Origin of the sequence: Methanocalculus natronophilus, from assembly GCF_038751955.1 — an archaeon.
Lineage (GTDB): Archaea > Halobacteriota > Methanomicrobia > Methanomicrobiales > Methanocorpusculaceae > Methanocalculus > Methanocalculus natronophilus.
Map to the genome: position 1 here is coordinate 352 of NZ_JBCEXH010000087.1, position 262 is coordinate 613.

The 262-nt window shown below is 30.9% G+C and carries 1 protein-coding gene; it reads left to right on the forward strand.

Translation table 11 applies throughout. The features are described 5' to 3' along the window. Nucleotides 1-262: zinc dependent phospholipase C family protein (locus ABCO64_RS10580; RefSeq protein WP_343089445.1), on the forward strand; the 262-nt coding region annotated here is incomplete at both ends.

Sequence of the window (262 nt, forward strand, 5' to 3'; positions counted from 1 at the left end):
AAATTACACGATGAAAAAACAAAAGAGTTTTTAACAAGTATGGTTAAATACGTAAAGACGCATTACTCTAAAAGTTTGCATGCCTTTTTAATGGGTTATATTTTGCACTATACTTTAGATGTGAAGATTCATCCTTATGTGTATCACCATGTCGGGGTATTTGATAAAAATGACCCAAAAACCTATAATCAAAGAGGGCTTCATTTAAAGTTTGAAAGACGGATGGATAAATGTTTGATTGAAAAAGATCATGGCATAAAAG